Annotated in this window: 22 protein-coding genes and 1 pseudogene; 17 read left to right on the top strand and 6 right to left on the bottom strand. The window is 75.8% G+C overall.

The window, feature by feature from the left end:
- Positions 1 to 105: 105 nt before the first annotated feature.
- Together ACFVQZ_RS04530 and ACFVQZ_RS04525 are read right to left on the bottom strand one after the other, a co-directional pair.
- A complete protein-coding gene (locus tag ACFVQZ_RS04530) occupies positions 106 to 618 on the bottom strand; it encodes an SRPBCC family protein (protein WP_030496725.1) in 513 nt (170 codons plus the stop codon).
- A gap of 32 nt (positions 619 to 650) precedes the next feature.
- Positions 651 to 1,975, bottom strand: a pseudogene (locus ACFVQZ_RS04525) (diaminopimelate decarboxylase).
- Between the two features lie 161 nt (positions 1,976 to 2,136).
- On the opposite strand from ACFVQZ_RS04525, the gene hutU reads away from it, so the two are divergent.
- The 5 genes from hutU to ACFVQZ_RS04500 all read left to right on the top strand — a co-directional run bounded on the left by hutU (position 2,137) and on the right by ACFVQZ_RS04500 (position 8,369).
- A complete protein-coding gene (gene hutU, locus ACFVQZ_RS04520) occupies positions 2,137 to 3,813 on the top strand; it encodes a urocanate hydratase (protein WP_030496727.1) in 1,677 nt (558 codons plus the stop codon).
- A gap of 17 nt (positions 3,814 to 3,830) precedes the next feature.
- Positions 3,831 to 5,021, top strand: a complete 1,191-nt coding sequence (locus ACFVQZ_RS04515; protein ID WP_383619997.1) for an allantoate amidohydrolase — start codon at positions 3,831 to 3,833, stop codon at positions 5,019 to 5,021.
- Positions 5,012 to 6,352, top strand: a complete 1,341-nt coding sequence (locus tag ACFVQZ_RS04510; protein WP_383619606.1) for a formimidoylglutamate deiminase — start codon at positions 5,012 to 5,014, stop codon at positions 6,350 to 6,352. Before ACFVQZ_RS04515 ends, ACFVQZ_RS04510 begins: the two co-directional genes overlap by 10 nt.
- A 43-nt stretch (positions 6,353 to 6,395) precedes the next feature.
- Positions 6,396 to 7,565, top strand: coding sequence for an imidazolonepropionase (gene hutI / locus ACFVQZ_RS04505; protein ID WP_383619604.1), 1,170 nt, complete (start codon positions 6,396 to 6,398; stop codon positions 7,563 to 7,565).
- Between the two features lie 84 nt (positions 7,566 to 7,649).
- On the top strand, positions 7,650 to 8,369 hold the full coding sequence (locus ACFVQZ_RS04500) for a hypothetical protein (RefSeq protein ID WP_383619602.1): 720 nt from the start codon (positions 7,650 to 7,652) through the stop codon (positions 8,367 to 8,369).
- 6 nt (positions 8,370 to 8,375) lie between these two features.
- On the opposite strand, the gene ACFVQZ_RS04495 is transcribed toward ACFVQZ_RS04500, so the two are convergent.
- Positions 8,376 to 9,011 (bottom strand): phosphotransferase, encoded by a 636-nt coding sequence (locus ACFVQZ_RS04495; RefSeq protein WP_383619600.1) that lies wholly within the window; start codon positions 9,009 to 9,011, stop codon positions 8,376 to 8,378.
- A gap of 109 nt (positions 9,012 to 9,120) precedes the next feature.
- Here ACFVQZ_RS04495 and ACFVQZ_RS04490 point away from each other — a divergent pair, with 109 nt between their 5' ends.
- The 6 genes from ACFVQZ_RS04490 to ACFVQZ_RS04465 all read left to right on the top strand — a co-directional run bounded on the left by ACFVQZ_RS04490 (position 9,121) and on the right by ACFVQZ_RS04465 (position 15,905).
- The gene (locus tag ACFVQZ_RS04490) at positions 9,121 to 10,212 is read left to right on the top strand and encodes a GNAT family N-acetyltransferase (protein ID WP_383619598.1); all 1,092 of its coding nucleotides are present in this window, start codon (positions 9,121 to 9,123) and stop codon (positions 10,210 to 10,212) included.
- A 23-nt stretch (positions 10,213 to 10,235) separates the two neighbouring features.
- Entirely contained in the window at positions 10,236 to 11,540 is a 1,305-nt protein-coding gene (locus ACFVQZ_RS04485; protein ID WP_383619597.1) for a glycosyltransferase, read from the top strand.
- Positions 11,537 to 12,346, top strand: coding sequence for a polysaccharide deacetylase family protein (locus ACFVQZ_RS04480; protein WP_030496734.1), 810 nt, complete (start codon positions 11,537 to 11,539; stop codon positions 12,344 to 12,346). The genes ACFVQZ_RS04485 and ACFVQZ_RS04480 overlap by 4 nt, the downstream gene beginning before the upstream one ends.
- Before the next feature lie 153 nt (positions 12,347 to 12,499).
- Positions 12,500 to 14,428 carry a collagen-like protein gene (locus tag ACFVQZ_RS04475; RefSeq protein ID WP_383619595.1) on the top strand — a complete coding sequence of 643 codons (1,929 nt, stop codon included), beginning with the start codon at positions 12,500 to 12,502 and terminating at the stop codon, positions 14,426 to 14,428.
- Entirely contained in the window at positions 14,425 to 14,847 is a 423-nt protein-coding gene (locus tag ACFVQZ_RS04470; RefSeq protein WP_030496736.1) for a hypothetical protein, read from the top strand. The genes ACFVQZ_RS04475 and ACFVQZ_RS04470 overlap by 4 nt, the downstream gene beginning before the upstream one ends.
- Positions 14,844 to 15,905, top strand: coding sequence for a glycoside hydrolase family 26 protein (locus tag ACFVQZ_RS04465; protein ID WP_383619593.1), 1,062 nt, complete (start codon positions 14,844 to 14,846; stop codon positions 15,903 to 15,905). The genes ACFVQZ_RS04470 and ACFVQZ_RS04465 overlap by 4 nt, the downstream gene beginning before the upstream one ends.
- A 6-nt stretch (positions 15,906 to 15,911) precedes the next feature.
- On the opposite strand, the gene ACFVQZ_RS04460 is transcribed toward ACFVQZ_RS04465, so the two are convergent.
- From ACFVQZ_RS04460 to ACFVQZ_RS04450, 3 genes are all read right to left on the bottom strand, one after another.
- A complete protein-coding gene (locus ACFVQZ_RS04460) occupies positions 15,912 to 18,008 on the bottom strand; it encodes a hypothetical protein (protein WP_036415983.1) in 2,097 nt (698 codons plus the stop codon).
- The gene (locus ACFVQZ_RS04455; protein ID WP_383619995.1) at positions 18,005 to 19,171 is read right to left on the bottom strand and encodes a DegT/DnrJ/EryC1/StrS family aminotransferase; all 1,167 of its coding nucleotides are present in this window, start codon (positions 19,169 to 19,171) and stop codon (positions 18,005 to 18,007) included. The genes ACFVQZ_RS04460 and ACFVQZ_RS04455 overlap by 4 nt, the downstream gene beginning before the upstream one ends.
- A 231-nt stretch (positions 19,172 to 19,402) precedes the next feature.
- On the bottom strand, positions 19,403 to 20,296 hold the full coding sequence (locus ACFVQZ_RS04450) for an RNA polymerase sigma factor SigF (RefSeq protein ID WP_383619591.1): 894 nt from the start codon (positions 20,294 to 20,296) through the stop codon (positions 19,403 to 19,405).
- Positions 20,297 to 20,503: 207 nt separating this feature from the next.
- Here ACFVQZ_RS04450 and ACFVQZ_RS04445 point away from each other — a divergent pair, with 207 nt between their 5' ends.
- From ACFVQZ_RS04445 to ACFVQZ_RS04420, 6 genes are all read left to right on the top strand, one after another.
- Positions 20,504 to 20,872, top strand: coding sequence for an STAS domain-containing protein (locus ACFVQZ_RS04445; protein WP_030496741.1), 369 nt, complete (start codon positions 20,504 to 20,506; stop codon positions 20,870 to 20,872).
- Positions 20,873 to 20,955: 83 nt separating this feature from the next.
- Positions 20,956 to 21,375, top strand: coding sequence for an ATP-binding protein (locus ACFVQZ_RS04440; protein WP_030496742.1), 420 nt, complete (start codon positions 20,956 to 20,958; stop codon positions 21,373 to 21,375).
- Positions 21,376 to 21,545: 170 nt separating this feature from the next.
- Positions 21,546 to 22,208 (top strand): LPXTG cell wall anchor domain-containing protein, encoded by a 663-nt coding sequence (locus ACFVQZ_RS04435; protein ID WP_383619588.1) that lies wholly within the window; start codon positions 21,546 to 21,548, stop codon positions 22,206 to 22,208.
- A complete protein-coding gene (locus tag ACFVQZ_RS04430) occupies positions 22,205 to 23,005 on the top strand; it encodes a hypothetical protein (RefSeq protein WP_030496744.1) in 801 nt (266 codons plus the stop codon). The genes ACFVQZ_RS04435 and ACFVQZ_RS04430 overlap by 4 nt, the downstream gene beginning before the upstream one ends.
- Complete coding sequence (locus ACFVQZ_RS04425) at positions 23,002 to 24,012, top strand: hypothetical protein (protein WP_030496745.1); 1,011 nt, start codon at positions 23,002 to 23,004, stop codon at positions 24,010 to 24,012. The genes ACFVQZ_RS04430 and ACFVQZ_RS04425 overlap by 4 nt, the downstream gene beginning before the upstream one ends.
- The gene (locus ACFVQZ_RS04420; RefSeq protein ID WP_383619586.1) at positions 24,009 to 25,385 is read left to right on the top strand and encodes a hypothetical protein; all 1,377 of its coding nucleotides are present in this window, start codon (positions 24,009 to 24,011) and stop codon (positions 25,383 to 25,385) included. Before ACFVQZ_RS04425 ends, ACFVQZ_RS04420 begins: the two co-directional genes overlap by 4 nt.
- Positions 25,386 to 25,460: the final 75 nt, after the last annotated feature.

Here is a 25,460-nt window from a genome sequence, read left to right as displayed (position 1 = left end):
GCAGTGACGGTGACGTTACTGAACGGCGCGGCTCGGGGGAGCGGTTCTGGCATTTTCCATCGGAACATGCCCTTCGGCGCCCGGGAGGGGGAATGCTGGGAAGGCTCAGTACCGGGACTCGACGGCCCGGGCGATGTCGTCCAGGTCCTTCGCGAGCGCCTTGGCGACGGCCTTCGCGCCGAAGCGGGCGAGGAGCCGGCCGACGGGGCCGGGGGCGCGGCCGTGCGCGGGGCGGGCGGAGAAGGACATCCGCAGCACGCAGGCGCCGGGGCCGCCGGTCGCGCCCGCCCCGCCGGTTCCGCCGCTCCGGTGGGGGTTCTCGGGGCGGAGGGTGAGCTCGGAGACGTAGTGCATGCCGTGCGAGTCGGCGATGGTGACGTACCGGTCGGGCGGCTCGCACGCGGTGACGGTCATCTCCTCGGTGGCCTCCCGGCCCAGCATCCGCCGGGTCTCGCGCCAGCGGGTGCCCACGCCGAAGCCGCCCTCGGTGAGGACCTCGACCCGCTGGACGCCGGACAGCACCCGGGGCAGGTCCGGCAGGTCGGTGACGGCCTCCCAGACGCGGCCGGGCGAGGCGGCGACCCGGCGCTCCACGACGACGGTTGTGGTGGTGGTCATGGCTCCATCGAAGCCGTCGGGTACGGGCCGCGCTACCGGACGAGCGCGTCGGCGCGGGCGCCGCCGGCCTCGGCGACGATCTCGTCGGGGGTCTGCGCGGGGCGGACGAGGGCGAAGGCGACGGTGCCGTCGGCGGCGACGGTGAAGCCGTGGACGGCGGGGCGGGGGAGGCTGTTGTAGGCGTAGTGGTGGGCGAAGGCGTACGCGCCGGTGTCGGGGACGGCGACGACGTCGCCGGGGTGGAGCAGCGGCAGGGCGCGGCCGGCGGCGAGCAGGTCGCCGGAGAAGCAGGCGGGGCCGGCGACGTCCTGGACGACGGCGGGTCCGGTGCGGGGGCGGCCCTCGGCGTCGTACGCGAGGATCCGCAGCGGCCACGCCTCGGGGGCGTAGACGGTGCGGGTGGCGAGCTGGACGCCGGCGTGGGTGACGGCGATGGGCCGGCCGCCGGAGGTCTTGGTGTACTCGACGCGGGTGAGGACCGTGCCGTGCTTGGCGAGCAGGGAGCGCCCGAACTCGGTGACGAGCCGGTAGCGGCCGTCGAGGAGGCCGGGGACGGTGGCGGCGAGGAGCCGGGCGTAGTCGGCGTGGGTGGGGGTCTCGTCCTCGCCGGCGAAGTTCACCGGGAGGCCGCCGCCGATGTCGAGGGTGTCGATCTGCGGGCGGCCGGCCTTGGCGTTGATCTCCTCGGCGAGGTCGTACGCGGCGCGGACGCCTTCGGCCATCAGGGTGAGCGGGACGCCCTGGGAGCCGGTGTGGGTGTGCAGCCGGGTGAGCCAGGGGCGGTCGAGGTACGCCTGGACGACGGCCTCGCGGGCGCCCTCGTCGCGCAGCGCGATGCCGAACTTGGAGGTGGCGGTGGCGGTGGAGGTGGAGCCGATGGTGCCGGCGCCGAGCTGCGGGTTGACGCGCAGGCCGAGCGGCGAGGAGGTGGGGGCGGCGGCGACGAGGGCGTCGATCCGGGCGAGTTCCTGGAAGTGTCGGCGTTGACGGCGATGCCGAGGGCGAGGGCCTCGCGGAGTTCGGCGGGGGTCTTGGCGGGCGAGTCGAGGACGGTACGGGACGGGGGCAGGCCGGCGGCGCGGGCGAGGGCGAGTTCGCCGGGGCTGGCGACCTCGGCGCCGAGTCCGGCGTCGGCGAGCAGACGCAGGACGGGGACGAGCGGGGCGGCCTTCACGGCGAAGGCGTGCAGCACCTCGGCGTCGGTGACGGCGGCGAAGGCGCTGGTCAGGGCGGTGGCGGCGGCGCGGATGCCGGCGGTGTCGAGGAGGGCGACGACGGGGGCGGCGGGGGTGAGGAGTCCTTGGGCGACGGCGGCGCGGACGGCGAGGTCGCGGCGGTGGGAGGCCATGGCGTCCATCCTGGCGCGCGGGGCGCGGCGCGTCACGGGTGCGTGCGGGGGCGGTCGCGGGGCGGCCGGATCCCGTCGGTGCGGCGGAGGTGCCGGCCGCGCCCTGTTGACTACAACTATTCAGCACGCCAGGATGTGAATATCTGAACGACATTCGAGGAGGCATCGCCATGTCAGGACCCCGCCCCGTACGGGCCCCGCGCGGTACGGAACTGAGCGCCCTGGGATGGCAGCAGGAGGCCGCCCTCCGGATGCTCCAGAACAACCTCGACCCCGAGGTCGCCGAGCACCCCGACAAGCTCGTCGTCTACGGCGGCACCGGCAAGGCCGCCCGCGACTGGCGCTCCTTCGACGCCATGGTCCGCACCCTGAGGACCCTCAAGCAGGACGAGACCATGCTGGTCCAGTCCGGCCGCCCGGTCGGCGTCATGCAGACCCACGAGTGGGCCCCGCGCGTCCTCATCGCCAACTCCAACCTGGTCGGCGACTGGGCCAACTGGGAGGAGTTCCGGCGCCTGGAGCAGCTCGGCCTCACCATGTACGGCCAGATGACGGCCGGCTCCTGGATCTACATCGGCACCCAGGGCATCCTCCAGGGCACCTACGAGACCTTCGCCGCCGTCGCCGCGAAGAAGTTCGGCGGCACCCTCGCCGGCACCATCACCCTCACCGCCGGCCTCGGCGGCATGGGCGGCGCCCAGCCGCTCGCCGTCACCATGAACGACGGCGTCGCGATCTGCGTCGACGTCGACCCGCGCGCCATCGAGCGCCGCATCGAGCACCGCTACCTGGACGTGAAGGCCGACGACCTGGCTCACGCCCTCCGGCTCGCCACCGAGGCCCGCGACCAGCGCAGGCCGCTCTCCATCGGCGTCCTCGGCAACGCCGCCGAGCTGGTCCCGCAGCTCCTCGCCATGGGCGCGCCGATCGACATCGTCACCGACCAGACGAGCGCCCACGACCCGCTGTCGTACCTGCCCGTCGGCATCGCCTTCGAGGACATGGCGGACGCGGCGGCGAAGGACCCGGCCGGCTTCACCACCCGGGCCCGGGAGTCGATGGCGAAGCACGTCGAGGCCATGGTCGGCTTCATGGACGCGGGCGCCGAGGTCTTCGACTACGGCAACTCGATCCGCGGCGAGGCCCAGCTGGCCGGCTACGACCGCGCGTTCGCCTTCCCCGGCTTCGTCCCCGCCTACATCCGGCCGCTGTTCTGCGAGGGCAAGGGCCCGTTCCGCTGGGCCGCCCTGTCCGGCGAGGCGTCCGACATCCACAAGACGGACAAGGCGATCCTCGACCTCTTCCCGGAGAACGAGTCCCTCGCCCGCTGGATCAAGATGGCCGGCGAGCGCGTCCACTTCCAGGGCCTCCCGGCCCGCATCTGCTGGCTCGGCCAGGGCGAGCGCGACAAGGCCGGCGCCCTGTTCAACGACATGGTCGCCGACGGCACCCTCGCCGCCCCGCTCGCGATCGGCCGCGACCACCTCGACTGCGGCTCGGTGGCCTCCCCGTACCGCGAGACCGAGGCCATGCTCGACGGCTCCGACGCCATCGCCGACTGGCCGCTGCTCAACGCCATGGTCAACGTCGCCTCCGGCGCCTCCTGGGTCTCCATCCACCACGGCGGCGGCGTCGGCATGGGCCGCTCGATCCACGCCGGCCAGGTCTCCGTCGCCGACGGCACGAAGCTCGCCGGCGAGAAGATCCGCCGCGTGCTCACCAACGACCCCGGCATGGGCGTCATCCGCCACGTCGACGCCGGCTACGACATCGCCGAGCGGGTCGCCGACGAGAAGGGCGTCCGCGTCCCCATGCGCGAGGGCGCGGCCGGCGAGGCGTCCGCGTGAGCGACAGCTTCCACGCCATGTGGCGGTCGCTGCGGCCCCTCGGCCGCAGCGCCGCCACCGGCGGCTACCGCCGCTACGCCTGGACCGAGGCCGACGCCGACTGCCGGCTCTGGTTCCGGATGCAGGCCGAGGCCCGCCGCCTGGACGTCGAGACCGACCGCAACGGCAACCAGTGGGCGTGGCTCGGCGACCCCACCGCGGGCGACGCCGTCGTCACCGGCTCCCACCTGGACTCCGTCCCCGACGGCGGCGCCTTCGACGGCCCCCTCGGCGTCGTCTCCGCCTTCGCCGCCCTCGACGAGCTCCGCGCCCGCGGCGTCTCGTTCCGGCGGCCCCTCGCCATCGTCAACTTCGGCGACGAGGAGGGCGCCCGCTTCGGCCTCGCCTGCGTCGGCTCCCGCCTCACCGCCGGCCGGCTCACCAAGGAGCAGGCGTACGCGCTCCGCGACGCCGACGGCGTCACCCTCCCGCAGGCCATGGAGGCCGCCGGGTACGACCCCTCCGCGATCGGCCCGGACCCCGAGCGGCTGGCCCGGATCGGCGCCTTCGTCGAACTGCACGTCGAACAGGGCCGCGCCCTCGACCTGTCCGGCGACGCCGTCGGCATCGCCTCCGCGATCTGGCCGCACGGCCGCTGGCGGTACGACTTCGCCGGCGAGGCCAACCACGCCGGCACCACCCGGCTCGTGGACCGCCGCGACCCCATGCTGACGTACGCCGAGACCGTCCTCGCCGCCCGCCGCGAGGCCGAACTCGCCGGTGCCGTCGCCACCTTCGGCAAGATCGCGGTCGAGCCGAACGGCGTCAACGCGATCCCGTCACTGGTCCGCGGCTGGCTCGACGCCCGCGCCGCCGACCAGGAGTCCCTGGACGCCGTCACCGCCGGCGTCGAGGCCGCCGCCCGCGCCTACGCCGACCGGCACGGCATCGACCTCGCCGTCGTCCAGGAGTCGTACACCCCGGTCGTGGACTTCTCGCACGCCCTGCGCGACGAGCTGGCCCGCGTGCTCGGCGAGAAGACCCCCGTCCTCGGCACCGGCGCCGGACACGACGCGGGCATCCTGTCCGAGTCGGTCCCGACCGCCATGCTGTTCGTACGGAACCCCACCGGCGTCTCGCACTCCCCGGCCGAGTCCGCCACCGAGGACGACTGCGTCGCCGGGGTCCGCGCACTCGCCGACGTACTGGAGGAGCTGGCGTGCCGCTGACGACCACGTACTGGCTGGAGCACGCCTGGCTCGGCACCCACGCCGAGCCGGGCGTCGCCCTCGACGTGACCGACGGCCGGATCACGGCCGTCCGCACCGGGGCCGACACCCCGCCGCCCGGCGCGGCCGTCCTGCGCGGCTTCACGGTCCCCGGCCTCGCCAACGCCCACAGCCACGCCTTCCACCGCGCCCTGCGCGGCACCGTCCAGGTCGGCTCCGGCACCTTCTGGACCTGGCGCGAGGTCATGTACGGCGTCGCCCAGCGACTCACCCCGGACACGTACTTCGCGCTCGCCCGCGCCGTGTACGCCGAGATGGCGCTCGCCGGCATCACCGCCGTCGGCGAGTTCCACTACCTCCACCACGCCCCCGGCGGCACCCCCTACGCCGACCCCAACGCCATGGGCGAGGCCCTGATCGCGGCGGCCCGCGAGGCCGGCCTCCGCATCACCCTCCTCGACACCGCCTACCTCTCCTCCGGCTTCGGCGCCGCCCCCGAACCCCACCAGCTCCGCTTCTCCGACGGCACCGCCGAGCGGTGGGCCGAGCGGGCCGCCGCCCTCAAGGACGGCGACGGCGTACGGATCGGGGCGGCGATCCACTCCGTCCGGGCCGTCCCCGCCGACCAGCTCTCCACCGTCGTCCGCTGGGCCGAGGAGCGGCGCGCCCCGCTCCACGTCCACCTCTCCGAGCAGACCGCCGAGAACGAGGCCTGCCACGCCGCCCACGGCACCACCCCCACCCGGCTCCTCGCCGACCACGGCGTCCTCGGCCCGCGCACCACCGGCGTCCACAACACCCACCTCACGGACGCCGACATCGCGCTGATCGGCTCGTCGTCCACCGGCACCTGCATGTGCCCCACCACCGAACGCGACCTCGCCGACGGCATCGGCCCCGCCGTCGCCCTCCAGAAGGCCGGCTCCCCGCTCTCCCTCGGCAGCGACAGCCACGCCGTCATCGACCTCCTGGAGGAGGCGCGCGCCATGGAGCTGAACGAACGGCTCCGCAGCCACGTCCGCGGCCACTGGACGGCCGCCGCGCTGCTCCGCGCCGCCTCCGCCGACGGCCACGCGGCCCTCGGCTGGGCGGACGCCGGCGCCCTGGAGACCGGCGCGCTCGCCGACTTCACGACGATCGCCCTCGACACCGTCCGCACGGCCGGCCCGGTGCCGCGCCTCGCCCCGGAGACGGCCGTCTTCGCGGCCACCGCCGCCGACGTCCGGCACGTCGTGGTCGGCGGCCGGACGGTCGTCCGCGACGGCGTCCACGTCTCCGTACCGGACACGGCGACCGCGCTGGCGGACGCCGTCGCCGCCCTCAGGGACTGAGCACCCGGACCACCCGCACCCCAGCCCCCCACCGGAGCGCACCATGACGACGACGCTGATCACGAACATCCGCAGCCTGGTCACCAACGACCCGGCCCTCGGCGAAGGCCCCCTCGGCCTCGTCGAGGACGCCGCCCTCGTCCTCGACGGCGAGACCGTCGCCTGGGCGGGCCCCGCGGCGCAGGCACCGGCCGCCGACCACCGCGTCGACGCCGGGGGCCGCGCCGTCCTCCCCGGCTTCGTCGACTCCCACTCCCACCTCGTCTTCGCCGGCGACCGCACCGCCGAGTTCAACGCCCGCATGTCCGGGCGCCCGTACGAGGCGGGCGGCATCCGCACCACCGTCGCCGCCACCCGCGCCGCGACGGACGCCGAACTGTCCGCGAACGTCGCCCGCTACCTGCGGGAGGCGCTCCGCCAGGGCACCACCACCTTCGAGACCAAGTCCGGCTACGGCCTCACCGTCGAGGACGAGGCCCGCGCGCTGCGCATCGCCGCCGAGCACACCGACGAGGTCACCTACCTCGGCGCGCACATCGTCTCCCCGGACCACGCCGACGACCCGGCCGGCTACGTCGACCTGGTCACCGGCCCGATGCTGGACGCCTGCGCCCCCTACGCCCGCTGGATCGACGTCTTCTGCGAGAAGGGCGCCTTCGACGGCGACCAGGCCCGCGCGATCCTCACCGCCGGCCAGGCGAAGGGCCTCCAGGCCCGGATCCACGCCAACCAGCTCTCGTACGGCCCCGGCGTGCAGCTCGCCGTGGAGCTGGACGCGGCGAGCGCCGACCACTGCACCCACCTCACGGACGCCGACGTCGACGCGCTCGCCTCCGGGAACACGGTCGCGACGCTGCTCCCGGGCGCCGAGTTCTCCACCCGCGCCGCCTGGCCGGACGCCCGCCGCCTCCTCGACGCGGGCGTCACGGTCGCGCTCTCCACCGACTGCAACCCGGGCTCGTCCTTCACCTCCTCCGTCCCGTTCTGCATCGCCCTCGCCGTCCGGGACATGGGCATGACGCCCGACGAGGCCGTCTGGGCCGCCACCGCCGGCGGCGCGGCGGCCCTCCGCCGCACCGACGTCGGGCACCTGTCGCCCGGCGCCCGCGCCGACCTCGCCGTCCTGGACGCGCCCTCCCCCGTCCACCTCGCCTACCGACCCGGCGTGCCGCTGGTCGCGGAGGTCTGGCGCCGGGGCGTCCGCGTCGTCTGACACGGCCGCAACCCGGCCGCGCCCAGGGCGTGTTGAGTAGGCGTACTCATGTGGGCGGTCCCCGGCCGCCCGCATGATTCCGGCATGACTTCGAAGCGCCTCCTCGCGTCCCTCGCCGTGACGGCCACCGCCCTCGGCACGCTGACCCTGACCGCCTGCGGCGCCCAGGACTCCGGCGGCGGGCAGCGGGCCGCCAAGCCCGCCGCCACGCCCGCCGGCGCGAGCGCGAGCCCCCGGATGCTGTCCGGCAAGGACCTGGAGAAGCACCCCGACCCGACCGTGCGGGCCCAGGCGATCGCCCTCCGCATTATGAACACCTGCGCCCCCGGCACGGCGATCGAGCTGCCCCCGCTGCCCGCCGTCAGCAACGTCGCCGAGCTCGACCCCGGCGCCGGGCCGGAACCGTCCGGCCCCCCGGTCCCCGTCGACCCGCCCTCGGACATGCCGCCGCCGCCCGGCCCCGAGGCCACCGCCTCCTACGACGAGCTGCCGCTGAACGACGTCGACCGGTGCGCCGCGAAGGCCCACGCCGACCGCGTCCGCTCGGCGTTCGACGGCCCCGCCCCCACCGACGAGACCGCCCTCCGGAAGGCCCTCGCCGGCGCCGACTACCTCCCGGAGAACGTCCACCGCATGCCCGGCGACGGCCCCGTCCGCCTCCGGATCGACCTCCGCGACCTCTCCCCGAACGACAACCTCGTCCTGGAGGTCACCCCCACGCCCACCGGCATCCGCGTCACCCCCTTCGGCGCCCCGATCGCCGGCGCCCCGGACGTCACCGAGATCGTCCGCAAGGGCGCCTGAGCCCCCTCACCCCGCCGCCGCCCGCACCAGCTCCACCGCCGCGCCGAGCGCCCCGCGCTCCGCCGCCGTCAGGTGCGGGTCGGCGGCCCGGCGCGCCCCCGCCTCCGTGAGGAGCAGCGGGCCGCGCGAGGCCGCGAGCAGCGCGGCGAGGCCCGCCCGGACGCCGGCGGCGTACGGCGCCGCGGACACGGCGACCTCGGCGAGCAGCAGCGCCGACATCGCCCGGTCGAGCCCCGGGTCCGCGCCCTCCTCCGCGGTGCGCCAGTCGATGACCACCGGCCCCCGCTCCCCGGCCAGCACCACGTTCCCCGGGTGCAGGTCCAGGTGGACCACCCGGCCCGGCAGCGCGTGCAGCCGGTCCAGCAGGCCGGCCAGCAGCGCCCCGGCCGCCTCCGGCGTGTACGTCCCGGCCAGCAGCGCGTCCAGCAGCGACGGGCCGTGCAGCCGCTCCAGCACCAGGTCGGGCCCGGCCGTCTCCCGCACCTGGGGCACCGGGTAGCCGGCGGCGGCCAGGCGGGTCATCAGCCGCGCCTCGCGGGCGGTGCCGCCGCCGTCCCGGTAGCGGCGCAGCACCCAGCGTCCGTCGTCGCCGAGCGCGTACACGTCCGCCGAACGCCCCCGTCCCACACGTTCCTCGCGCACCGAAGCCCCCTCCGTGATCGAAAGGGCGAGTATGCCTGCCGGGGAGGGGTTCGGGCCGGTACCGTCCTGTCTGGTGGTACTCAGGGGGGATGACCGGGGGGTCGGCTAGGTGAGTGCGTGGCGGGTGCGGAGCGTGCGGCCGGGGGAGCTGGGCGAGCGCGAGATCGAGGCGTGGCGGGAGCTGAGGGCCAAGTCCGGCGCCCCGGCGAACCCGTTCATGGAACCGGAGTTCACGCTCGCCGTCGGCGCCGTGCGGCCCCGTGCGCGGGTCGCCGTGTGGTGGGAGGACGGCGAACCCGTCGGCTTCTTCCCGTACGAGAAGGGGCCGCTGGGGCGCGGCACGGCCATCGGCTTCGGCGTCTCGGACAGCCAGGGCGGCGTCTTCCGGCCCGGACTGCGGCCGGACGCCCGGGCGGTGCTCCGCGCCTGCGGCCTCGCCGTCTGGGAGTACGACAACCTGGAGACCGGGCAGCCGGTCTTCGAGGGCGCCGCCGACGAGTCGTTCGCCTCGCCCGTCATCGACGTCGGCGAGGGGTACGCGGCGTACGAGGCGCTGCTGCGCGTCCAGTCGCCGAAGTTCCTGAAGACCACCCTCGCCAAGGAGCGGAAGCTGGGCCGGGAGGCCGAGGGCGGGCTCCGGTTCGTCTTCGACGAGCGCGACCCGGCCGCCCTGCGCACCCTGATGGCCTGGAAGTCCGCGCAGTACCGCCGCACCGGCCGCGGCGACCGCTTCGCGCGGGAGTGGATCAGCGCCCTGGTCCGCCGCCTGCACGCGCAGCGCGCGCCCGGCTGCTCCGGCGTCCTGTCGGTGCTGTACGCCGGCGACCGGCCGGTCGCCGCCCACTTCGGCCTCCGGTCGGCGACCGTCCTGTCCTGCTGGTTCCCGGCCTACGACCCCGCGTACGCCAAGTACTCCCCGGGGCTCGTCCTCCACCTCCGGATGGCGGAGGGCGCGGCGGCGGCCGGCATCGGCCTGCTCGACCTCGGGCGCGGCGCCGCCGCGTACAAGGACTCCCTGAAGACCGGGGACCTCACCGTGTACGAGGGGGCGGTCACCCGGCCCGATCCGCGCACCGTCCTGCACTGGCTGCGCCGCGAGCCGGTCCGCGCGGCCCATGCCTACGTCCGCGAGCGCCCGGAGCTGGCCGCCCGCGCCCGCGGGGCGCTGAACACCGTCGCCCGCCTGCGCGGCGACCGCTAGCCGCGCGCACCCGGGGGACTCCGATGAACCAGACCAACCAGACGAGCCAGCGGCCGGCGATCTCCGTCACCGAGCTGGACCTCGACGCGTCCGGCGCCGTCACGGGCTTCCGCGCGGCGCCGGGCGCCCCGGCGCCGGTGCCCGGCGACGTCTACGCCCTCGTCCGCGTGGACGGCCGCCCCGCCGCCACCGTCCTCGGCCCCTACGAGCCGGGCGAGGACCCGGCGGAGGTGTTGGCCGCGCTCGCGGCGCGGCGCCTGAAGGAGACCGCCGGCCCGCGGACCGACGCCGAGCGGCGCGCCGCGGCGGCGGACCCGGACCCGGCGCCCCCGCCCGAGCGCGCGCCCGCGTCCGTCGTCGTCGCCACCCGCGAGCGCCCCGCCTCGCTCGCCCGCGCGCTCGACTCGCTGCTCGCCCAGGACCACCCGGACCACGAGCTGATCGTCGTCGACAACGCGCCCCGCACCTCCGCCACCCGCGACCTGGTCGCCGAGCGGTACGCGGACCGGGTGCGGTACGTGCGCGAGGACCGGCCCGGGCTCGCCGCCGCGCACAACGCCGGGGTCGCCGCCGCCCGAGGCGAGGTCCTGGCCTTCACCGACGACGACGTGATCGCCGACCCGCGCTGGCTGAGCGCCCTCGCCGCGCCGTTCGCCGCCGACCCCGGCCTCGGCTGCGTCACCGGCCTGATCCTGCCCGCCCGGCTGACCACCCCCGCCCAGATCCTCCTGGAGTCCCACGGCGGCTTCGCGAAGGGCTTCGCGCCCCGCCTGTACGATCCGGCCCGGCCGCCCGCCGACGAGCCGCTGTTCCCGTTCACGGCCGGCAGCTTCGGCTCCGGCGCCAACATGGCCTTCCGGGCCTCCGCGCTCCGCCGCGCCGGCGGCTTCGACCCCGCCACCGGCACCGGGACCCCCGCGAAGGGCGGCGACGACCTGTACGCCTTCGTCGCCGTCCTCGCCGCCGGGCACCGGCTCCGCTACACGCCCGACGCCCTCGTCTGGCACCACCACCGCGAGACCTGGCAGGACCTGCGGAACCAGGCGTACGGCTACGGCGCCGGCCTCACCGCGTACCTCACCGCCACCCTGGTCCGCCGCCCCGCCCTGCTGCCCGCGCTCCTCGCCCGGCTGCCGCGCGGCCTCGCGCACGCCCGGACCATGACCGCCGAGCGCGGCGCGGGCGACGAGCCAGGCCACGCCCCCGGCGAGCACGGCACCGCGCGGCACCCGTGGCCCGCGTCCCTGTCCCGGCTGGAGCGGCGCGGCATGCTGTACGGCCCGGTGGGCTACCTCCGGGCCCGGCTCTCCCGGGGAGGCGCCCGATGAGCGGCGCGCCCGTGCACACCCGCATCCCCGTCCTCCTCTACCACCCGGTGATGGACGACCCGCCCGCCTGGATCGCCGAATTCACCGTCACCCCGCGGCAGTTCGCCTCCCACCTCGACGCGGTCACCGGCAGCGGCCGCACCCCGCTGACGGTCGGCGCGCTCGTCGGGCACCTCGCCGCCGGCACGCCGCTGCCGCCGCGGCCCGTCGTCCTCACCTTCGACGACGGCTTCGCCGACCTCGCCGGCCCCACCGCCGAGGCGCTGGCCCGCCGGTCGCTGCCCGCCACCGCGTACCTGACCACCGGCGCCCTCGCCCCCGGCCGGCCGTGTCTGCTGCCGCCCGCGCCGATGATGACGCTGGCGCAGGCGCCGCGCCTGGAGGAGTACGGGATGGAGGTCGGCGGCCACACCGTCAGCCACCCCCAGCTCGACACCCTCCGCCCGGCCGCGCTCCGCAGCGAACTGCGCGACTCCAAGGCCGAACTGGAGGACGTCCTCGGCCACGAGGTCCGCCACCTCGCCTACCCGCACGGCTACAACAGCCCCGCCGTCCGCCGGGCCGCGAAGGCCGCCGGGTACGCCTCCGCCGTCGCCGTCCGGCACGCGCTCAGCTCCGAGACCGACGAGCTGTTCCGGATCGCCCGGCTCATCGTCCGCCGCGACCACACCGCCGCCGACGTCGAGGCGTGGATGGAGGGCACCGGCGCCCGCTCGGCCCCCTACCCGGACTCCCTGCCGACCGTCGGCTGGCGGCTCTACCGCCGGGCGAGAGCCCTGGTGAGGGGACCGGAGTTCGCCGGCTGACCGGACCGGACCCGAACCCGGCAAGATCGACAAAGCCCGTACCCGAGACGGGAGTTGTGTACCCGGACAGAACCGCAGTACGTTCCCTTGCTTCGTCGGAGGGGACAGTGGGGAGAACGCGTCGTGCGACAGCACCACCAGGAGCCGGCACCGGTGAGCGAAGGGGGCGTGCCGGCCCAGCCCGGCGCCCCCGGCCGGGAGGGCTTCCCCGGGCCGGACGGGCCGGAAGGGCCGGACGGGACGGACGGGGCGCACGAGCCGCGCCCCCGCGCCGCCGCCTCCGCCGTCGCCTGGCTCACCCCGGCCCTCCTGGTCGCCGGCCTCGGCCTGTGGGCCGCGTCGCTGCCGCTGGTCGACTTCCGCACCATGGACGACTACGGGCTCCTCGACCGGCTGCCCGTCGCCTTCTACGCCTCCCTCGTCGTCCTCACCGCCGGCTTCCTGGTGGCGCTGCGCCGCGCCGGCACCGCCCCGGTCTGGCCGCTCGTCTACTGCGCCGGTCTGCTCGTCGCCCTCAAGGCCGCGCCCGCCGTCCTCTACGACTCGGTGCGCTACCCGTGGGCGTCCAAGCACGACGCGGTCGTCAACACCCTCCTCGGCGCGGGCGAACTCCGCCCGGACGCCGCCCTGTCCGGGAACATGTCGGCCTACGACCAGTGGCCCGGCTTCTTCACCCTCAACGCCGCCCTCGTCCGCGCCTTCGGCGTCGAGTCCACCGCCGTCTACCTCAACTGGGCGCCGATCGTCCTCGGCCTGATCCTGCTGCCGGTCCTCGTGCTGCTCTACCGCACCTTCACCGAGGACTGGCGGCTCGTCTGGACCGCCGTCTGGATCTTCCAGCTCGCCAACTGGGTCGGCCAGGACTACCTCGCCCCGCAGGGCCTCGCCTACGTCCTCCACCTGACCGTGCTCGCCGTCGTCCTGCGCCACTTCGTCCGGCCCGGCAGCGCCGGACCGCTGCGCGACCGGACGGCGCTCGACCCGGCGGCGGCCACCGTGCCGCCGTCCACCACCACCCGGCAGCGGGCCGTCGGCGTGCTGATCCTGTCCCCGCTGATCCTGGCGGTCAACGCGGTCCACCAGCTCACCCCGGTGATGCTCTGCGTGGTCCTGGCCGCGCTCTGCCTCACCCGCCGCTACCGCAACCTCGGGCTGCTCGCCGTCGCCGGCCTCATCATGCTCGCCTGGGACCTCACCATGGGCCGCCCGCTCTTCCTGGAGACCCTCGGCACCCTCAAGGACTCCCTCGGCCGGCTCACCCAGAACTCCCGCGCCGGATACGCCGGACAGCTCACCGGACCCGGCCCCGAGCTGGCCGGCAAGGCCGGCATCGCCATGGCCCTCGCCGTCGTCGTCTGCGCCGGCGTCGCCGTCCTCCTGCGCCGCCGGCTCACCCGTGGCGCGCTGCCGCTGCTGCTCGCCTCGGCCGCCCCCGTACCGCTCTTCGCCGTCAACGACTACGGCGGCGAGATGCTGTTCCGGGTCTACCTCTTCGGGCTGCCCGGCGCCGCGTTCTTCGCCGCCGCCGCGCTGGTGCCCGCCGCCGCCGGCGCCCGCCGCAGCCGCGGCGCCCTCGTCCGCCGCAGGGCCGCCGCCGTCGCCCTCCCGGCCGTCCTGCTCGCCCTCACCGCCGGCTTCCTGCCCGCCTACTACGGCAAGGACGCCATGTACTACACCCCGCCCGCCGAGTCCGCGCTCGTCACCCGCGCCATCGACCGGCTGCCCGAGGGCGGGCTGCTGCTCGCCACCTCCGGCTCCTTCCCGCAGGCCCTGCACCGCTACGACGAGGTCGAGCACTGGTTCTTCGCCGAGCAGGAACTCCCGGAGAACGAGCGGATGCTGGCCGACCCGGCCCGCTACCTCGCCGACCGCATCCCGCCCGGCACCCCCGCCGCCCACGTCGTTCTCACCCGCACCCAGGACGTCTACACCGCCGGCGAGGGCCTGCTGCCGCCCGGCGGCTTCACCGAGCTCCGCGACCGGCTCAAGGAGTCCCCGCTGTTCAGGATCGTCGAGGAGCACCCGTACGGGATCGTCCTCGCCTACACCCCGTCCGCCACCACCTCAGGCGGTGCCTCGTGAACACGCCCGCGAACCGCGCCCGGGCCGCCGTCGCCGCCTCCGGCTGGCTCGCCCTCGCCGCGACCCTGCTGCCCGGCGGCTCCCCGCTCCGCTGGGTGCCCGTGCTGCTCTTCGTCTGCCTCGGCCCCGGCCTCGCCCTGCTCCACCCGCAGCCGCGCGGACTGCGGCCGGGCGCCCGGCTGGAGTCCTTCGCGCTCGCCGCGCCGCTCAGCCTCTCCCTCGCCGCGCTCACCGCCACCGTGCTCTTCCTGATCGGAGGTTTCTCCGTGCCCGCCTTCCTCGTCCCGCTCGCCGTGCTCACCACGGTCGCCGCCCTCCTCCCCGGCCTGCCGCTGCCCGCCGCCACCAGAGGCGCCGTCGAACCCGACGGCGCGGCCTCCTTCCTGTCCCGTGAGCGAGGGCCCGGTGGGGGCCGGTGACCGGCCGGCACGCCCGCGGTTCCGTCGCCGGACGGCTCGCCGTCGCCCTCGCCGCCGTCGGCGCCCTGACCGCCGGGATAGGGGTGTGGGCCACCGTCGCCGAGGGCGACGACCGCTGCGCCGCCGACTCCCGGCTCGTCTCGCCCTGCGGCGCCTGGTGGGGGGCGTACCTCCCCTACGACCGGGACGGCTCGCTCACCGCGCCGGTGTACGCCTTCGAGCGCAAGATCGGCCGCCGCCTCGACCTCGTGTACACGTACCACGACATGTCGGGCAACGCCCTCGACGGGACGCTCCTCACCGACGACGAACGCGAACTCGGCCGCGACCGGCTGCTGATGCTCGCCTGGGAGTCCACCGTCTGGAAGGAACCCCACCACGCCGGCTGGACCGAGACCCAGCTCGGCTGGAAGAACATCGCCTCCGGCCGGTACGACGCCGACGTCATCGACCCGCAGATCCGCCGGATCAAGGACTACGGCAAGCGGGTCTTCCTCTCCTTCGACCAGGAGGTCGACGCCCGGATCAAGGAGGGCGCCGGCACCCCCGAGGAGTACGTCGCCGCCTACCGGCACCTCCACGACCGCTTCCGGAAGCTCGGCGCCGACAACGTCGTCTGGGTGTGGACCGTCTCCGGCTACCTCGGGATGGCCGACGAGATGAAGGCCCTCTACCCCGGCGACCGGTACGTCGACTGGATCGGCATGGACCAGTACAACTACTACCGCTGCCACGGCACCGACACCTGGCGCGACTTCGAGGCCAGCCAGCGCCCCACCTACGACTGGCTCCGCGAGAACGTCTCCGACGAGAAGCCGGTCATGCTCGCCGAGTTCGCCACCGCCCCCGACCCGGACCGCCCCGAGCGGCAGCGCGACTGGTACGCGCGCATCCCCGAGGTCGCGCCGACGCTCCCGGAGGCGAAGGCGTACGTCCACTGGAACCGGCCCGTGCCCGGACCCGGCTGCGACCTCACCGTCAACTCCGGGCCCGGCCTCCAGGGTTACCGGGAGGCCGGCCAGGACCCGTACTTCCGGCAGCCGCTGCCGAGACGGTGACACCGGTCAGGAACGCAGGCCCCGGATCGCGTACGCCGCCATCGTGACCCCGGCCAGGCCCAGCACGAGCGGCAGCGGGGCGGCGGCCACGGACTGCTGCCCCGCCCAGCCCGCCCACACCAGCACCCACACCACCCCGGCGGTGACCCGCCCGCCGGCGCCGAGCGTCCGCAGCAGCGCCCCGGCCAGCAGCAGGCACAGCGCCTGCGCCACCACCGGCGCCACCCGCCCGGCCGGGCCCGCGCCCAGCAGCTCGGCGCCCGGCCCCGCCGCCGCGGGCGGCAGCAGGCCCAGCAGCGGCGGCGCGGTGTGCAGCGCGAGGAACGTCGCCGCGACGACGGCGCCCGCGAACCCGGCGCGGAAGACGCGCGCCCCGACCGCCGCGCCCTGGAGCGCGACCAGCACCAGCGCGGCGGCGAGCGCCGGACCCGGCAGCGCGGCCAGCAGCCCGGTGCCGGACAGCCGGGCCACGTCCAGCGGCTCGGCGAGGGCCAGCGGCAGCCAGAACGCCACCGCCGCCGCCCCGAGCAGCACCCACCGGACCGGCCCGCGCCGGTCCCGGGCCGGAGCCGGCGGCGGTTCCCGGCGCACGGTCGCGGCCCCGGGCTCGGGCGCGCGCGGCCGGGGCACGTACACCGGGATGCCGAAGGCGGGCGTCACCGCGTCCTGCGCGGCCGTGGTCCGCAGATAGGCGCTCTGCCGGGCCCAGCTGGTGCCGTAGCCGTCCCCGGGCGCGGGCGAGCCCTGCGGCGCGGGCGCCTCCGGCGCGCGCTCCGGCGCCCGGCCGCGCAGCACGGCCCGCAGCCCCGGCACGCACACCAGGGCCATCACGGTCATCCCGCCGAGCACCGCCATCCCGGCGCCGCTGATGCCGTACGGCCCCAGCAGCAGCGCCGCGCCGCCCAGCACCAGCACGCACATGCCGCCCTGCACGACGGCGAGCATCCCGGTGCGGCCCTGCACCCGCAGCACCCCGATGTACAGCTCGACCGCGACCCGGGGGAGCGCCCCGGCGGCCAGCAGCCGCAGCACGGTCGAGCCGTTGTCGGTGTAGCCCTGGCCGAAGGGCGTGAGGATGAGCGGCGCGAAGACGACCAGGACGAGGACGACGGGCACGAGCAGCAGCACCATTCGGCGCAGCGCGCCCCGCACGCCGTCGGCGAGGGACTCGGGGCTGTGGGAGGCGTGCGCGGTGAGCGAGGCGGCCATGTTGATGGCCATGAACTCCATGGTGCCGCCGACGGTGTACGCCGTGTAGAAGAAGGCGTTGTGGGCTGCGTCGAAGCGGACGGCGACCATCACCGGCAGCAGGCTGATCATCAGCAGGCTGAACAGGGCGCCGACCGCGTCCCCGGCGACGAAGCGGCCGATCTCGCGGTACGTGGGCGGTTCGCGGTCCCGGTCGGCGCGGGCCTGCTGCGGGATGAGCCTGCGGAAGACCAGCCAGGCCAGCGGGACGGTGGAGAACGCGATGGCCGCCGCCCAGGAGACGAAGACGCCGAGGACGGGCAGCGCGGCGGCGAGGACGACCAGCAGGACCAGCTTGCCGACGGAGAAGACGGCGTTGCCGACCGGCACCCAGAACGCCTTCCGCAGCCCGGTGAGGACCCCGTCCTGGAGGGTGAGCAGTGCCCAGCCGACCGAGGTCACCGTGAAGAAGAGCCCGGCGGAGAGGGTGCCGAGCGGGGCGTACGAGGGTCCCCACCAGTCCAGGGTGAGCAGGAAGATCCCGCAGGCGGCGGCCACCACGACCGTGCTGAGCAGGTAGAGGCGGGCGACGAGCGGGCCGGTGGCGCGGCCGGCCCGGGGGACGTAGCGGACGACGGCGCCGGAGAGGGTGGTGGCGGTGATCGAGGCGAGCATCCGCTGGGCGGCGATGGCGGCGGAGCCCTCGCCGACGGCGTCCTCGGTGTAGTAGCGGGCGGCGACCAGCCAGAAGCCGAGACCGAGGGCGGCGGAGACGCCGGTGGAGAGCATGAGGGCGTAGGCGTTGCGGAAGAGGGAGTCGCCGCCGTCGGCGGGCGGGCCCTCGCCGGCGCCCTTCGCCTCGCGGGCCCCCGGGGCGTCCGGGGCGGCTCCCGGGGCCCGTACGGTCTCGGTCACCGGGCGCCGCCGAGGGCGGGCGAGGGCACGGCGGGGCGGGCGCCGCAGGCGCGGAGCGCGGCGAGGACGGCGTCGGCGCGGCGCGGATCGACGGGCAGCGCGTGCCGGGCGAACCAGGCGGCGGCGGCCGGAGCGGGGGAGGGGTCGGTGAAGGCCTCCCCGGCGTAGCTGTCGAGCGGCGGGTCGTAGAGGTAGCCGACGGTGATCCGGTGGCGGGCGAGCGCGGCGACGGCGGCGTCCCGGTCCTCGACCAGCAGCGGCACCCGGAAGAGCGGCGGGACGGCGCCGTCGGCGGGCAGGCCCTGCGCGGAGTACTCGCTGGCGAGGAGACGGGCGGTGCCGGCGCGGTGGGCGTCGAGGACGGTGTCGAGGGCGGCGAGCCGGCGGCGGGTGCGGCGGAGCCGGCCGGCGCCGGGCGCGAGCCGGTAGTCGTGCATGTCGACCCGGACCCAGGAGTGGAAGGGGTCGAGGGCGGGGGCAGCGGCGAGCGCGTCCGCCAGCGCGGCGGGGCGCAGCGGCATCCGGATGCCGGGCCGTTCGTGCAGGCCGAGGGCGCGGAGGGCGGCGTGCGCGGGGCGGGCGAGGCGCATGCCGCGGGCGGCGGACTCGGCGTACGGGCGGGCCAGGTAGGCGAGTTCGCGGTGGAGCCGGGCGGGGTGGAGGAGGGCGTCGCGGGCGGCGGCGAGGCCGTCGCGGAGGGCGGGGTCGGCGACGGTGAGGAAGCCGCCGGTCTTGGCGCCGGTGTGCTTGGAGAGGCTGAAGACGGAGGCGTCGCCCCAGGCGCCGGCGGGCCGGCCGCCGACGGCGGAGCCGATGGCGTGGGCGGCGTCCTCCAGGAGCGGGATGCCGAGCCGGTCGCAGCGGGCGCGCAGCTCGGGTGCCGGGTCGGGGTTGCCGTACAGGTTGGTGGTGAGGACGGCGGAGAGCCCGGACCAGACGCGCTCGGGGACGGCCGCCGGGTCGAGGGAGCCGTCGCGCGGGTCGAGCGGGGCCTGGACGGGCCGGAGTCCGGCGGCGAGCACGACGAAGAAGATGACGTCGTCGTTGACGGGTGACATGAGCACCCGGCCGCCGGGTGCGCACCAGTGGCGCAGGGCGAGGTAGAGGCCGAGGCGGCACGACGGCACGTACAGGCACGCGCGGCCGCCGAGCCGTGTGCGCATCTGTGCTTCCAGGTCCGCGTAGGCAGAGACCATGACAGATTCCCCCCTGAATCCCCGGGCCCAATGTCGCCCGGTCCGGGCGGGCCGTCAACAACGCCCCGGCCGGCTTCCGCTGTGGTCGCGCGGAAGGGCCCGTCCGGGTCGGCCGACCGTGAACGGGCCCTTTCCGTCGCCATCTTGGCGGTTCGCGGGGGTTTTCGGAGGGGGTTTCCGCCGGAGAGGCGGCGGGTTTCATTCCTCCAGGGTGAGTCCGCGGCGGAGCCGGGCGAGGGTGCGGGAGAGCAGCCGGGAGACGTGCATCTGGGAGATGCCGAGCTCGGCGCCGATCTCCGACTGGGTGAGTCCGGTGACGAACCGGAGGGAGAGGATGCGCCGTTCGCGTTCGGGCAGCGAGGCGATCATCGGCTTGAGGGAGGCGATGTACTCGATGCCGGTCAGGCCGTGGTCCTCGTAGCCGAGGCGGTCGGCGAGGGCGGACTCGTTCGGTCCGTGGTCGTCGTCCTCGGTCTGGGCGTCGAGGGAGGCGGCCGTGTAGGCGTTGCTGGCGGCCATGCCCTCGACGACCTCGTCCTCGCCGATGCCGAGTTCGGCGGCGAGTTCGGCGACGGTGGGCGCCCGGTCGAGGCGCTGGGCGAGGGCGTCGCCGGCCCGGGCCAGGTCGAGGCGGAGTTCCTGGAGCCGCCGGGGGACGTGCACGGACCAGGACGTGTCGCGGAAGAACCGCTTGATCTCGCCGATGATGGTCGGCATCGCGAAGGTGGGGAACTCGACGCCGCGGGCGAGTTCGAAGCGGTCGATGGCCTTGATGAGGCCGATCGTGCCGACCTGGACGATGTCCTCCATGGGTTCGCTGCGGGTGCCGAAGCGGGCGGCGGCGAAGCGGACCAGGGCCAGGTTGAGTTCGACGAGGGTGTTGCGGACGTACGCGTGCTCGTGGGTGCCCTCCTCCAGCTCGGCGAGCCGGGCGAAGAGGTCCTTCGAGAGGGCGCGGGCGTCCGCGGGGGCGACCCGGTCGAGCGGGCCGTCGAGCGCCGGGTGCGGCGCGGGTGTGACGTCGGCGGTACGGGGAAGGGGGGATGTCGACGGCGCGGTGGGGGTGCGCGGGACGTCGAGCCGGGGTGACATGCGTCTCCTCCTGGATGGAAGTTCGGGGTGCGGTGTGGCGCCTCCAAGGCCTGCCGGATCGGGTGTTCCCTCCTAGCCCTACCTGCTCGGCGGTGATCGTTGCAAGTGGCAATAGTCGGTTTTGGTGGGGTTTGTGGGGGGCTCATGTGCGCTGGTGGGGGCCCCACTAGTAGGGTTTCCGGCAGTCGATCGAGGAGGGCTGCGACCATGGACCGCCAGCACACCGGCAGCACGCGGCTGCGGGTCGAGGCCAGGGCCGTGGACGGCGGCACCGAGGTCGTCGTACCGGTGGGTGAGCTCGATCACCACACCGCCGAGCTGCTGCGGGTCCCGCTCGACGCGGCGCTCGACGCCGGCCGCACCCGGCTGGTCGTCGACTGCTCGGGACTCGGCTTCTGCGACTCGACGGGGCTCAACGTGCTCCTGGGGGCGCGGCTGCGGGCCGAGGAGGCCGGCGGCGGGGTCCACCTGGTGGCCATGCGGCCCGCCGTGGCCCGGGTCTTCCAGATCACCGGCGCGGAGGCGGTCTTCACCGTCCACGACACCCTCGGCACCGCCCTGCCCGGCTCCGGCTGACCGCCGTACCGGCCACCCCCCCCGCACCACCCTTTCCCCGTACCTGCCCCTGCTGTCTCGTCGCCCGGTGAGGTGAAGCGCTGATGGACCCGACTTCCGATGTCCGTACGCTCACGCTCGCCGAGACCACCGGCACCGTGCCGCTCGCCCGCGACTTCACCCGGACGGCGCTCATGGAGTGGGGCTGGCTGCCCGCCGCCACCGCCGACCGCCGGGCCGCCGCCGACGACGTCCTGCTCGTCGTCTCCGAGCTGGTCACCAACGCCTGCCTGCACGCCGAGGGCCCCGAACGGCTCCGGGTGCTCCGCCTCGCCCGCGCCGTCCGCCTGGAGGTCACCGACCGGGGCGCCGGACAGCCCGCGCCCCGCACCCCGCACCGGTCGGGGCGCCCCGGCGGGCACGGCATGTTCATCGTGCAGCGGCTCTGCCTGGACTGGGGCATCCAGCGCGTCCCGGGCGCCCCCGGCAAAACGGTCTGGGCCGAACTGGCCGCCCCCGCCTGACGCCCGCGGCCCCTGCGCCCTTCCCCGCGACCGCCGCAGGACTTTCACCGTCGCTCTTCTTCCCTCCGTACGGCCCCGGGCGTACCTTGAGCGCCCGATCTGATGGGACGTCAGGAAACGCGTGAGGGGTCGCGGTGGACTGGAAGCCGAACCGGAGGAGGACGGCCGCCGTGCTCACGGCCGCCGTCGCGGTCGGGGCGCCGGCCGGACTGGCCGCCGCGCCCGCCGCCCACGCCGAGGTCGTCGACGTGCGGTACGCCTGCGAGACCAAGATCGGCGACCGTGCCGCCGTCTCGCCCGTGGACATCACGGCCGAGCGGAAGGGCGACGCGTACGCGATCACCATGACCTTCGACAAGGGCGTCTCCGACAGCCCCGTCGAACTCCCCAAGGGCGTCATGACCCCCCGCGCCGAGCTCGTCCTCGGCGGCGCCGACCGGGGCACGCTCACCGTCCGGGGCACCCCCAACGCCGCCGCGATCCCCGCCTTCACCCCCATCCGGATCGGCACCCTCACCGGCACCTACACGCCGAAGGCCGACGGCACCGTCACCTTCACCGCCGGCGTGCTCACCGTCCACGCCCTCGGCATGGACGCCGCCGTCTGCACCCCCCGCGACAAGCCCGCCCCCTCCCTCAGCCTCGCCGTCACCGGCCTCGCCGGGGACGCGCCCGCGCCGCCGCCCGTAGCGGCCCTCCCCGGCGGCGAACTCCCGAAGACCGGCGGCCCCGCCACCACCACCGCCCTCGGCACCCTCGGCGGCACCGTCCTCCTCGGCGGTGTCGCCGGCCTCCTCTGGCTCACCCGCCGCCCCCGCCCGGACCGCCCGTGACCAGGGCCCGGTACGCCCTCCTCGCCGCCGGCGCCTTCCTCGGCACGCTCGCCGCCGCGCCCCCGGCCACCCCCGGCTGGACCGCCGCCCCCGCCGCCGGACGGCCCTACGCCTACCTCGAAGGTCCCGCCGGCAGCGTCCTGGAGGACACCCTCTCCGTCACCAACCCCGGACCCCGCCCGCTCACCGTCACCCTCACCGGCGAAGGCCCCGCCGCCGTCGCCTTCGCCGCCCGCACCGTCACCGTGCCCGCCCGCACCCGCGCCGACGTGCCCTTCGCCGTCACCGTCACCGCCGCCACCCCGCCCGGCGAGCACCGCGGCACCGTCCGGGCCTCGGCCGGCGGCCGGCGGACCGCCGTCGACCTGCGGCTGAAGGTCAGCGGCCCCCGGCTCGCCGCCCTCACCGTCGAGGACGCCCGCGTCGATCGCGCCACCGGCACCCTCCACTACACCCTCGTCAACCGCGGCAGCACCGTCCTGGACCGCCCCCGCCTCGCCGTCCGCGCCGACGGCCTCCTCGGCACCGTTCTCGACCGCCCCGCACGCGCCCTCCCGCTCACCCTCCGCCCCGGCGAACGGGCCGCCCGCACCGAACCCTGGCCCGACCCGCCCGCCCTCGACTCCGTCACCGTCCGGCTCACCGCCACCGCCCCCGGAGCCGGCCCCGCCACCGCGTCCGCCGCCACCGTCTTCGCCTCCGGACCCGCGCTCGCCGCCGCCGCGGCCCTCCCGCTCGCGGCGGCGGGCGGAGCCGCGTACCGGATCCGGCGCCGTACGAAGGGAGCCACCGCATGAGACGACCGGCCGCCCGCGCCCGTACGGCCCTGGCCGCGCTGCTCACCGCCCTCGCCCTGGCCCTCCTCCCGGCCCTCCCCGCGCCCCCCGCAGCTGCCGCCGCCGGGCCCGCCGTCGCCGTCTCGCAGGACCAGGCGCCCAAGGGCGGCGAGATCACCGTCAGCGGCACCGGCTGGACGGCCGGCGCGCTGCTCATGGTGCTGCTCTGCGGCCAGGGCACCCCGGAGAAGGGCGTCGTCGGCGGCACCAACTCCTGCGCCAACACCGACGGCCGGGCCGCCACCGTCGACGGACGCGGCGCCTTCAGCGTCAGACTGCCGGTCGCCGCCCCGCCCCGGCCCTGCCCCTGCGTCGTCCACGTCTCCGGCGTCACCGGCACCCAGGACGTCGTCGACGCCGCCTTCACCGTCGCCGGCCACCCCACCGCCCCGCTCCCCGACGCCACCGGCGACGGCCGCCTCGCCGTCCTCGCCGCCGCCCGCCTCGACGGCTCCGACGGGGTGCTGACCTGGTTCGGCGCGCCGCCCTCCCGCACCCTCGTGCTCACCGTCGGCAACCTCGGCACCGCGCCCGTCCGCGACCCCGTCTTCCTCGTCGGCACCGCCCGCGGCGTCCTCGCCCCGAGCGACCAGGAGCACCAGTGGCGCGGCACGATCAAGCCCGGGCAGAAGGCCCGGATCGAGCTGGACGTCGAGCTCGCCGCCGGCGCCCACGGCGCCTACCGGGTCTCCGTCTCGCACGGCGGCCGGCTCCTCGCCGCGCAGCCCTGGACCGTGGGCCGGCCCTGGGGCGTGGTCCTCTTCTGGGCGCTGCTCGCCGTGGTCGTGCCCGCCGCCCTCTTCCGGACCGGCATGGTCCTCGTCGACCGGGCCGGCGGCCGGAACCGCCACTCCGTCCCCGTCCCCGTACCGGCGGACGCGGACGGCCCCGGGACGACCGCGGTCCTGCCGTGGTTCCTCCCCGACTCCGCACCGTCCGAGAACACTCCGACGAAGGGACATTCGTGAGCACGCAACGGAGGACGATCGCGGCCGGGATCGCGCTGATCCTCGGCGGCGCGGGGATCCTGCTGACCGCCGGGCCCGCCCAGGCCGCCGAGATCTCGTTCAGGACGGAGTGCATCCCGCCGTCGATCTCCGGCCTGCCACCGGTCCAGGGCACCACCACGGTGCTCGTCACCGCACCCGCCACCGCCAAGGTCGGCGACACCGTCGAGGTCGTCTGGAAGACCGTGAAACCGGCCTCCAAGAACCCCGACATGCTCGACCTGGACGCGAACACCGTCAAACCGACCGGCACCGTGAAGGTCGGCGGCGCCCAGGGCGGCACGCTCGCCCTGGAGGGCCCCCGGCAGAACCCGCCCATCCCGAAGAACTCGCCGATGGTCCTGCCCGACATGAAGGGCACCCTGAAGCTGACCAAAGCCGGCGACGTCACCCTGACGCCCGACGCGTACACGATCAACGTGTCGAAGCCGATGTCCACGGACACCAAGTGCACCCCGAAGGAGCAGGTCCCCGTCGGCGCCACGATCAAGGTGACCGACGGCGGCGGCGGCTCGGGCGGAGGCTCCGGGTCCGGCAGCGGCGGCGGATCGGGGAGCGGCGGCGGCTCCGGCAGCGGCGGCGGGCAGACTGATTTCCCCGGCAAGGACGTCGACGTGCACTTCACCTGCACCGGCCCCGGCGCACCGCCCTCGATCACCACCAAGGTGTCGATCGGCGCCAGGAAGAACGGCGGCGCGTACGACCTCACGGTCAAGACCGCCAAGAACGTCATGCCGACCCCGGCGCCGCTGCCCGCCAAGGCGCTCACGCCGAGCATGGAGATCAGGATCGGCGGTGACGACCGGGGCACCGTCAAGGTCACCGGCGCGCCGAACCCGACGGCGCTCAAGGCGAACGACCCGGTGAGCCTCACCGACATGAAGGGCACCTACAAGCCCGGCGCCACCGGCAAGGCGACGCTCACCCCGGGCGCGCTCACCATCAGCGTCGTGCTCGCCCCCGGCGCCGACCCGATCACGATCCCCTGCCAGGTGAAGGGCGCGGTCCAGGCGTCCCTCACCCTCGACACCACGCAGCAGTCCGGCGGCGCGTCCGGCTCCACGGACGGCGGCGGCACGGACGGCTCGGGCTCCGGCTCGGGCGGCGGCTCCGGCTCCGGATCGGGCTCGGGCGGCGGCTCCGGATCGGGCTCCGGCTCCGGTTCCGGCTCCGGTTCCGGGTCCGGCGGCTCCGGCGGGAACCTCGCCGAGACCGGCGCCGAGCAGGACGGCGCCCTGCGCGCCCTCGGCCTCGTCGCCGGCACCGTGATCCTCCTCGGCGGCGCGGTCTTCACCTTCACCCCGTGGCGGCGCCTGGCCCGCCGCACCCGCTAGCGGCGCGGACAGCGGAAAGGCCCGGCACCTGGAGCAGGTGCCGGGCCTTCACCCGTGGAGGGGGCCGCTGGAGGA

This window comes from Streptomyces sp. NPDC057854 (genome assembly GCF_042797055.1).
Classification (GTDB): domain Bacteria; phylum Actinomycetota; class Actinomycetes; order Streptomycetales; family Streptomycetaceae; genus Streptomyces.
Note: the sequence above shows the minus strand (reverse complement) of the source record. Positions and strands in the feature narration are given on the sequence as shown.